The organism is Thalassobacterium sedimentorum (assembly GCF_031127905.1).
GTDB classification, from domain to species: domain Bacteria; phylum Verrucomicrobiota; class Verrucomicrobiia; order Opitutales; family Coraliomargaritaceae; genus Thalassobacterium; species Thalassobacterium sedimentorum.
In genome coordinates this window covers 105,494-115,797 of sequence record NZ_JARXIC010000014.1, presented here as the reverse complement: position 1 = coordinate 115,797, position 10,304 = coordinate 105,494, and the positions used below count along the sequence as shown (strand labels likewise).

Annotated in this window: 7 protein-coding genes; 3 read left to right on the top strand and 4 right to left on the bottom strand. The window is 46.4% G+C overall.

The features are described from left to right. Positions 1-171 precede the first annotated feature (171 nt). The 4 genes from QEH59_RS10270 to QEH59_RS10255 form a co-directional block, all read right to left on the bottom strand. A complete protein-coding gene (locus QEH59_RS10270) occupies positions 172-2,616 on the bottom strand; it encodes a DUF4838 domain-containing protein (protein WP_308985282.1) in 2,445 nt (814 codons plus the stop codon). A gap of 71 nt (positions 2,617-2,687) precedes the next feature. Beyond that, on the bottom strand, positions 2,688-3,353 hold the full coding sequence (locus QEH59_RS10265; protein ID WP_308985281.1) for a hypothetical protein: 666 nt from the start codon (positions 3,351-3,353) through the stop codon (positions 2,688-2,690). Positions 3,354-3,439: 86 nt separating this feature from the next. Next, positions 3,440-6,961 carry a hypothetical protein gene (locus tag QEH59_RS10260; protein WP_308985280.1) on the bottom strand — a complete coding sequence of 1,174 codons (3,522 nt, stop codon included), beginning with the start codon at positions 6,959-6,961 and terminating at the stop codon, positions 3,440-3,442. 305 nt (positions 6,962-7,266) lie between these two features. After that, positions 7,267-8,085: a PEP-CTERM sorting domain-containing protein gene (locus tag QEH59_RS10255; RefSeq protein WP_308985279.1), complete on the bottom strand. Its 819-nt coding sequence runs from the start codon at positions 8,083-8,085 to the stop codon at positions 7,267-7,269. Positions 8,086-8,188: 103 nt separating this feature from the next. On the opposite strand from QEH59_RS10255, the gene QEH59_RS10250 reads away from it, so the two are divergent. The 3 genes from QEH59_RS10250 to QEH59_RS10240 all read left to right on the top strand — a co-directional run bounded on the left by QEH59_RS10250 (position 8,189) and on the right by QEH59_RS10240 (position 10,147). After that, positions 8,189-8,371, top strand: coding sequence for a hypothetical protein (locus tag QEH59_RS10250; RefSeq protein WP_308985278.1), 183 nt, complete (start codon positions 8,189-8,191; stop codon positions 8,369-8,371). Positions 8,372-8,442: 71 nt separating this feature from the next. Continuing rightward, the gene (locus QEH59_RS10245; protein WP_308985277.1) at positions 8,443-8,697 is read left to right on the top strand and encodes a hypothetical protein; all 255 of its coding nucleotides are present in this window, start codon (positions 8,443-8,445) and stop codon (positions 8,695-8,697) included. Positions 8,698-8,809: 112 nt separating this feature from the next. Continuing rightward, positions 8,810-10,147: a GDSL-type esterase/lipase family protein gene (locus QEH59_RS10240; protein WP_308985276.1), complete on the top strand. Its 1,338-nt coding sequence runs from the start codon at positions 8,810-8,812 to the stop codon at positions 10,145-10,147. Positions 10,148-10,304: the final 157 nt, after the last annotated feature.

Below are 10,304 nucleotides of genomic sequence, written 5' to 3'. Positions count from 1 at the left end.
ATATATCTTTTGTAACCTCGGTTCTCGGAACCGGGGCGATGTCAATCGCTCCCCGAAACAAAGTTTCGAGGCTACGCTAAGGCCAAGCTTATAGATCATATATTCTTAGAAGTGGTATTATTTCTTCAGCATTCATCTCGCATAAAAGCATTTTAAACTGAGGCGATTTGCTTAGTCCCCAATAATCAGGGATACGGGTCCGGTAATCCCTCCATTCTGCTGTTCACTCTCTACACGTAGGATAAGATTATTCATTGCCCCTGATTTCGCCACCGAAGTGATATCGACCTCAAATGACTGTGCCCATGAATCATAGTTTCCATCATGTGGGTAACCTCGCTCATCGACTAATTGATCATTCACCCAAAGCTTCGTCTCGGCATCGACAGATCCAAAACGTAAGACCACCAATTCGCCAGTATCAGCAAGTTCTGGAACTTCAAAATTCAGGCGATACCATACAACTTGGCTATCGTCTTCATCAGGAAGTGATTTTCGCCAAGGCATTGCAACCTCTACTGGAGTCCAGGCTTCATCACTCCAGTCTTGTTGCCATAATTCACCATTTCCTAGATTATCACGATCTGCCTTAAAGAACCATCCATCCGGCAATGGATAAATTTTTCGAGATTCTGGCTTAGTCGGAACATTCCCACGAAAGGAATTCCACAACTGAAGCTTTTGCTGTTCGATCGTAAAATATCGTGCGGTCGGGATCGCCAAATCAGTCAAATGATTCATTCGGAAGTCCCACAAAGGCCTTAATACATCTATAGCGTCGTCATGCGAAATCGCTGACATGGGATCATCAAGATTCAACTGTGCAAAGGCTTCACTCATTAATTTAGTATGCGTGAAGCCACGCACGATCAGGTCCACACGTTCTGAGTAAATCGGTTGAGCGACGCTAACTGCTTCCTCAGCTTCAGCAAGAATACGCTGACCTTCAGCAATCACTTCAGGGGTTAGCAACATGGGGATGATTCGGACATGTCCAATCCACCATCCACCCCACGTCATTCGAGGAACCACTCCAGGACGTCGCAACAAATCCGGACCATTCTGGGTCAGCTCAGCAAAATATTCATTGAACTCCTGTATTTGCTGAGCAGCAGGACCAAAAGCCGAATAATATTCTTCACACAACACTTCATAGCTAGCGTCAGGTCGCGAATGTTGCTCTGCTAAAACATAATAAGCTAAGCCTTGACCGGACCAGTTCCCTACTAATGCATCGAAGTCGGTCCCCAATAAACCATGCTGGCGGAAGAAATCAAAGTCATCAAAAAGTTGCTTAGAGTAATTGTAAGGAATCCCATGCCCGCCATGTAATAGATTAGGTCTCCAACTCAGTTGAGCACCTTGATCATTCCAGCCTTTCCACTCGTCACGAATAAACCCTTCATCCGGATAATAACCTTCCCCACCAACATACGCGATAACTACATTTGACTCGACTTGAAGTTCCTGATCAAGAGGTGGCTTTTGGTAATTTCGGTATGCGTATGTTGAAACGGTCGCCTCAGGGTCGACTTTCTTAATTCTACGTGCTAAAAGATTCCAAAACTTAACATAGCGATCTGTCAGCACTGTCTCACTTCCATTATAAACCTCCTTGTCAGTCATGGTTCTAACCTCAGGAGCATCCCATGCGCGTGTCTCCGGGCGTGTATCAAAGCCACGGCTATCATTGGGAGCTAAATTCAGGTTGCGATTTTTGATCGGATCTTCCTGCCATTCAACATACCAATCCGCATAGATTTTATCCTGCAATTCAGAATTAGAAAGATTCAGTTTCACGCCATGCCCTCCCCTCTGGGTCAAGCCCTCAGGAGGTTGTGCAAACCATTCTGGTTTCGTTTCACTGTAGCGATCCCACCACTTTGAAAACGCGTGACCGAAAGCAATGTTAGTTGGATATCCCATGCGCTCCCGCTTAAGCCATTGATCATGCTCCTCACCTAATCCTCCCCATTTTTCAGGATCTAACGTAATATCAAAATATGTTTTCATGCTTCGCGCACTGGACCGTGCAAGAGATCCCGAGTACCCATTCCTCAACATCCGAATCACAAACAAATCAGGGCTCCACGACCAACTCCCTAACTCAGCAACGACTCGGGAACGCGGCGTGAATACTTCGCCACTGGGCCCCGGCCAAATCCATCGAACTCCGAGTTCTTGCTGAACAAACTCAAGGACTGCATAATACGTGCCCGTCCATTCAACATCAGGCGAAGGCGCTGAATCATTCCCGAGCAGCCCAATGCCATCTTCTTCAATAAATACACGGGCCTCTTCCTGCGAAAAAGGTTCACGACTCCATCCCTTAGTTTCGGTGAGTGAACTACTCCCAATAGCGACATACGGATCGCTACCATTCCATTCGGACGCTTCAATAACAGGCAGCCCTACACCTGCGATACGCTCTAGCCAATAATTCAATTCATCTACCGCGTCATTGACCGATTCACTCGTAGAGCCTGCAACTACAATAACCGCAGCGGGAGCTCCATTCTCGACTAACACAAACGGCGCAGCCGACAGGAATGCAGCCGAAGCAATCAATAGTAAAAATCTGCCTAGCAGATGCTCAGTAATTCTTATGAACTTCATATTTTCTCTATATATTCTTGGTATAAACTTAGCTCAGTAGATCACTGATAACTTCGCCGTAGCGACTGACTTCACCGTTCAGTAGATAAACCGGGTAAATCAGTAACATTGAGTGTTCGAACTCCCGTTCCAGAACGTCCAGTAGGATAAGTAATCATCAGCACTCGACTGGATCGAAAGGGAGGAATCATCGACGAAAGCAGCATGCGCCCGCCAAGATCCTCATCAAACATCGCAATACGAAATGGCATCGGTTGCTCCCCACTAGACATCGGTACATCTTCAAATTGAAGACTAGGAACTTTCGCCTTCTCTTTTCCAATTTGAAACCCCATCGATTTCCCACACAGATTCATTACACGAATATTATGATCTGGAATAGATGGCCCCCAATATTCTATTGGAAAAAACTTAAAACCAAAATGAGGGTTTGAGGAATCACGTATTACAAAAAACAGTACACCTTTCCACTCTCTTGGAAATTTAAGTTCAGCCAGAGGAATACGCTCCACTCCGGATTCGGTCATTTCTTCACGGAACAATTCCACTGGCACAGCTCCGTCATAGCTGATCACCTCCGAGAGTGCATTCGGAGTCAGCGCGCGCGCATCGATTTCGTTATCATTGATGAATTTAAAATCAGCGAATGGATCTCCTTCCCCGATCGTATCACTAGAAACACTACTATAATAAAAGAACCGGATAGAACGAACTCCAACGCGCTCATTATCTACCAAATGACTCTGCCCGAAAAGACTGGTCGAAAACAACGAGCAAATCGAGAATAGCAGAATGAGCTTAAAATTTGTTTTTTGGAATCGCATTAGATTTCATCGGAAGATAGCCAGCTAAATGAGACGATTTTAAAGCGCCTGCCGAAAGTTTGATTACTGGCATCTGGATTGGCTGAAGCCAAAGCACCATTGACATAATCGGGATAGCGTTGAACGACTGCCTCACACCAGCTACGCCCCTCCACTTCTCCTGAAGTTGGATTAAGCACTTCCCCATACGCACGAATAATAAAGGTATCCGAACGTGCCGATAAAATCGGCCCTAAAGACTGCAGTAAATCCGCTTGACTCACCCAGCCTGGAACATGGCTGGCAGTTTGACCTTCATTTGCGACCGCAGATAGATTTTCGGCAGCATCCATACTTGCCCCACTTTTCAGTTCTGAAGTTTCTCCATCGAAGCCAGCATTGATATCAGTCTGCCCGATTGCAGAAGCTAAGGCCCCCGCCAATTGGCTGTGTTCGCCTCCAGCGAGTGAACGATTCACAAAGTCTGACAAAGTAACAAACGGTCCTCTAAGCTTAACTTCACTCACAATCGCTTGAGCCAGTGCATTAATCTGAGTCTGCGTCAAATAACGAAATCCTCCATTATAGGCTCCTTCGGAAATACTAGCTTCCGTCACCGAATCAGGGTCAAATGAAGTTGCTGAAGGAATCGCAGTGCGCGGATACGCCGATTGATTCAACATCACCTCTCCATTGACTGGGATGTTATTAAAGCTCGCAAGTAGTGCACGCCAGGCTGCTTCCGAAGTCGAATTGATATTAAAAGCCCCTTCGACCATAAGGTTTGCCGCCGCTTCGTCATAGTTGCGTAAATCTAAATCACTACCGCCTCCATAACGAGAATACAGAGCATTATCTAATGGAAACGAAACCTCTTCAGGTGCTTGAGGAACGCTCGAAAAGTAGTATTTATCCCACAAAGATCGATTCAAGATATAGGAATGATCGAGCATGTAATCCGAAGATCCATAGATTCCATTTTTATGAGTGACTTCGTTGGCCTTTAATCGAAACCGATCCAAACCAATCCGTGGGTTCGCAAGAGAATTACCAATCGTGTATGCGGGCGCAGTGTTGGTCGCCCAGATGGCCCCGGAGGTGCTGGCAGGTCGAAATGGATTAGCGTGTTGCAAGGCCCCAATTGACAATATGCGAGACTCTGGTCGTGGCACCGAAAAAAGTATCACCGGTGGTGGACTCGCACTGAGAAGAGATTGGCTCATTCCAACAGGAACTGTCCAACTGTCTGGGTCGAAATCAATCAAGAAGGACGGACTGGCTGGGTCAAAAAACGAACTGGCTCGGTCACTTTGCTGGGTCACTCGATTATAGCTCGGATTGTTATTAAAATATCCATTACTAGCGACACTTTGATTTTCGAATGGCGAACGTGTCGAAAATAATGCTCGCGGATTAAAATTAGCGAGCCAGCGAATTGGATTGTTATATTCCAACTCAGTTGAAGATCCAGTAAGATACAGAGGCGAAGTTTCCGTTGCCTTTAAAGTCCAACGTTGCCCATAAAAACCAGCATTCCCACGACTCGAGGCAGTAGACAGTGAAGGTGCTGAACCGCGTTTCCACAGGTCCGGAGAAAGACTGGTTCTGAAAGAGCCATTAATCTCCTCGATCGATTGCACGCGTAGGCTGCCACTCGTACCAGGGATATTGAGTTCCAAAGCTTCTCTTCCAATCAAGCCCCAGTCCAAATTGTTGTTCACTCCTGAGATCGAATCATTCCAATCGAGATTATTTAAATCAGCACCTGCTGAACCACCACTAATCCAGTAACTGACGGTGTAATCATCTGGATCATCCGCCTCCGGCAATGTGAAAGTTTGCCCCGACCAAGCAATCACTGCTGCGGGATTCACTCCGTCGAAATTCCATCCACGGACCAAACGATAGTTATCTGCACCCTCAGCATCTGCATAAGTAACATCCTGCTCCATAGTATAAATGTAAGCCATCCCAGGCTCCATCCTGCCACTATCTACAGTAAAGCGAAATGGAACCGGATCCCCACCGCTATCACTTTCTAGTGTCCAAGGCGCAATCATCTGGGCATCTGCATCAAAAGCTGCTGGTAAATCCTCGCTGCCATTTTTCCAAACGCGCAACATAAATGCCATGCGATTCGGTTCATTGATCGTTCCATTCGCATAATCACATGTAAAGGTCTGCTCCTGAAGCGCCACATCATAGGGGTTCCACAACACGAGTGCTGGATACATTCTAAAACCTAATCGATATTCATTGGTCACTGCGTTCACCACCTCGACCCTGCCCTCAACGAAAAACTGCCAGTGAGCGATCACAGGGGTCAATGCATGGTTACCATCCCAATCGATTTTCTTGACTGGCAAAGAAGTTCCAACGATATCAGAAAATTGATACCATGAGCGCAACAACTGCCATGCTGGACCCAGATTGCCAGCGACCTGAGTTTTGACATCTTCCCAGATGAGCCCCACTGGCTCATCACTCTGATCCGTCCCCATAGCAAAGGCTGCAGTCAGATCTTTTTTAAGGCCTCCCCCTAGAGTATTTGAAAGCACGCCTCGACTCCATAAACTCACATCATGGAAATGCTCTTTAGGGAAAACGTCATTGATCTCATCTAGTAATGCTAAGCCAGAAACCGAAGAGAGGCGATCGAGTTTCCCACGAAGCTGATTCCCGAGTGAACCATCCGGATCAGTCATCACAGAAAAATCCACTAACCAAGGATCCTCCATAGATTCCAGACCATAGCGAGAAGGACGTCGGTATCTCAGTTCAGACATTTCTTCCTCATCCTCTGATCTAGGGTAAAGAACCGTATCACTTTCGATCAAGTTGGCACGAGCTTTCACCCCTTCATCGCCAACCCAGTAAGCATACCCACCAGTTCCTTGACCTTCACTAGGAACAGCAACAATCGGAGCCAGAACATATCCATTCTCATCTCCTGGTAACTCCCCGCGAGTATTGCCGCCCAACAACAAACTCCAGCGTTGGCCTCCGTTCTCCAAATCGTCTAGGGCAGACGCGCCATGAGTTACACTTGGAATCGCTCCCATATCAGGCGTAAAAGTCGCCTCAGTATTGGTAATCACACTCCCAGATGCAGATGTCGTAAAATCAATGTGCTCGTTGCCACTAACTAACCAATTCAACAACCGAGGCTCACTACTCAAGGTTTCAACTTCTGCCGCATTTCCCCAAATCCCAGTCCAATAGTGGGCACCAGACTTTGAAGTGATAGCACCGCTGCCACCTTGCCCCAAATCCGCAAGTGCTGAAACACGACGATCTGGACCCGCAAATTTCTGCAATTGCCCCAGTGCCACGTTTAAACCCAATAAGGCGTTCATACGACTTTGCGCAATCGACTGACGCTGGAACGAAGCTTGAGTTTCCACACGCACCATAGCAATTAAAGTAATCAATAGCGTCAAAACGAAGCCCATTAGCGTCAAACTGATCACCAAAGCGAAGCCACCTTTTCTAGATGGAATGCTCCGAGCTTCTTTTAAATCTCTATAGCTTGTGATCAACATATACTATTTGTTATGAGTAACTATCAATAAGAATGAAACCTAGAAAAAGAGCTTTCGACTCTAGCACTAAAGAAGCGTAAACTAGTAATTGATCACTAGCTACAGACATAGAGCCAATCTAAATTGTTTAATGCAAAATTTAGATAGACTATCCTCAGGCGAACTGTCCGCAGTAGATAAGTGCCCAATAAATCCGTCGACATTAGGAGCTGAGGACAGAGAAGCTCTTCTGAAGCAATGCTCTCTCAATCCTAATGTCTGATGACGAAAACTGTACGGAAAGTAACCAAGCTAAGGTAAACCGATTAGCGAACTGATCGACGAGAAACGACGAAGAGTAGCGCTCCCATCGCACCCAGCAAAGCAAAACTCGATGGCTCAGGTATTGCTGTAATTTCAACGTCTCCAAAATAGGCACTAATTCCCGAATTACCAAATGCAGATCGCACACCAAATAAGCCTTCGATATCAGCACCCGCAGTATATGAGACTGTGCCCAACTCGGTGGCTCCAGATGATAAAGAAGCAATCAATTCATTACCATTCACCGAAATCCCCAGTTCATAAGTGGTATCTGCAAGAATCGAACTATCAAAAGCGTCGGAATCTCGGAGAGTCCCGTTGCTTGTATGGCTCGTAGGATTCTCGTAGATATAAAGTCCATCTAGATCATAGGCGACATAAAAGCCAGTACTCGCGTAAGTCGTCGATTGAGCTCCAACCATGACTCCTTGCGTACTAGCGGCTTGGCTGCTCGTCTGTTTGGTTTGAACATTCAATGTCGCAGAAAAATCCCCCAGCACGCCATTTGTTACATCTCCAGTTGTCCCCGTGTAGTAGTAAGCCACGTTACTAGCAGCTGCATGGCCTGAGTAACGTTGTAATCGCAACATATCGATGCCTCCACCCACACCCACGATATCAATGGCATAATTCGGATCAGGCGCAGTCCCATTGTAGTAGCTATCCGTCCAATCGGCAGGGAGTGTCTCCGACGTAAAAGACTCCGAAATATCCGTAGCAGCTGTGCCAACGCTTAAGCCAAGTGATAAACCAGCGAAACCGACTAGTGTTTTTTGAAAAACTGAAAAGAAGGAATATGAATTTTGGTTAGTAGATGTCATAGATAATAATTCCACACCGAAATTTAGTACATAACAAGCATTCCTCGATGAATACTGATTCATAGACTTGTTTTTTGGAGCACAAAATGCTACCGCTACACTCATGGAACCTCCCAAACGTATTCTCCAAAGGGATCTCGCTCAATTACTCAACATGAGTCAGGTCACTGTATCAAGAACCTTGAGCCATAATCCTTTAGTTTCGGACGAAACCAAACAACCCATTGCCAGTGGTCAAACAATCGCGTGGATCACAGGACAGACAGAAAAACACTCGAAAGCCTAGTATTAGGGCGCAATACAACAAGCAAATCATTATGGCTACCGGATGCGATCTTTTACCACAATCCCATAATTATGTCTGCCTGTAATGATTATGGATTAAAAATTCACGATGACATTGCCCTCGTCTCACTGGCACTCTCCCCAACATGGCCAGATTATAAAAATTGTTCAGGCGTGAACGAACTCTTGCACAATGTCGGCGCGCTGGCGGTCGATACACTAGTTGCTCATACCCCAAAAAACGAGCGAGGCACTCCTTCTCAACGGCGGGTTCACATGCTAGAAGGCAAATGGAATCCCGGAAAGACAATGCGACATCGACACTAGTCGACGAGTCCCCATACAATTAATGCTAACTATAAATTTAACAATGATACATCTAAATCTCTATACAATAGTACTCGTCTGCTCACTACTTATTACCTCATTACTCTCTGCTATGTCCTCATCACTTTCCTCGCATTCAGAATCCATGCTCTATAATACGCCGCAGCACAAACTAAGCTTCAAACAAACGTGGCTGGAAAAAGAAAGCGAAGACTTCCGCCCGGCGACAGTAGAGCTGACACCCAATACAGCGGGCCTCGATATTGTTGTGAACTTGGAGGACGAAGACATTTACAGCGATGCCACAGAATTGAATCAAAAAACCTGGGAACTCGGCGACGTTCTAGAAATTTTTGTAGGCACTCCAGGGCAGTCCGCTTATTGGGAACTACACATCACGCCCAACAATCAACGTTTACAGTTAGCGTGGGACGAGCACAGTTTTAAAGCTTATAGAAAAGGAACACAAACTTTTGAAGATTTCCTAATATCCGACCCAGAATTCATTCACAGCGAAGTCACCGTAGATACAGAAAACAATCGCTGGCAGGCTCGCGTATTTCTCCCTTGGGAATCCATTAATTTGCCCCGCAACCAACATCAATATACACTTGAACTAGCCTTCTGTCGCTACGACGCCGACCATAGTAAAGAAAAAGCAACTTTGTCATCCACGGCACCACTGAGCAAAGCCAGCTATCATCGGCGTCATGAGTGGGACACCATACAACTTAAAGTCCCCCAACAGCAAGCAAAGGTAAATACAAATACGCAGGAAGGGTTCACCAAAGAGCCAATCGTAGTTGTTCTAGTAGGCGACTCTACTGTAACAGGTAAGAGCAAAGGCAAGGATCAAGCTGGCTGGGGCTGGGCATTACAGCATTGGACATCGGATCCTGTCAAAGTCATCAACACAGCAGTGGGCGGTCGCAGTTCCCGCAGTTTCCGCAGCGAAGGTCGCTGGGATGCCGCAATGGCGCTCAATCCTGATTGGGTATTCATTCAGTTTGGGCACAATGACCAAAAAGGCAAAGGCCCTGAACGTGAAAGTGCGCCTGAAACCGACTATCGTGATCATCTGCGACGCTACATCAAAGAAGCACGCGAACAAGGGGCAAAGCCAATCCTCATCACACCCGTTTGCCGGCGGAGCTATCAAAGCAATGGTCAGCTTAAAGACAGCCTCGAAGCGTATGCCGAAGCGGTGCAAATTGTCGCTGAAGAGATGGAAGTTCCCTGCCTGGACTTGCATCAATATAGCTTCGATGAATTCTCTAAACTAACTGCGGAAGAAGCTCTAAGCTTCAGCCCAAGCGGCACGACAGATCGCACTCATTTTTCTACCTCTGGCAGTGCCACAGTCGCGCAATGGGTCCTAAATTTAATGGAAGTCGAAGTACCCGAACTCGCCTCACAATTCAGCCGCCCCAGTGGAGAAGCTAAGCCGTAAGTAGAGCAAAGCTCACAATAAACCTGACAGACAACCTCTCTCAATTTCCCAGTATTGACGCCAGAATACTAAGGTCGGTCAACGAATCATCGATCCTGGTGACAAACAACGTAGCGAGCGGGTTTACCCCACGATTGAATCGCTACAGCTGGGAGAA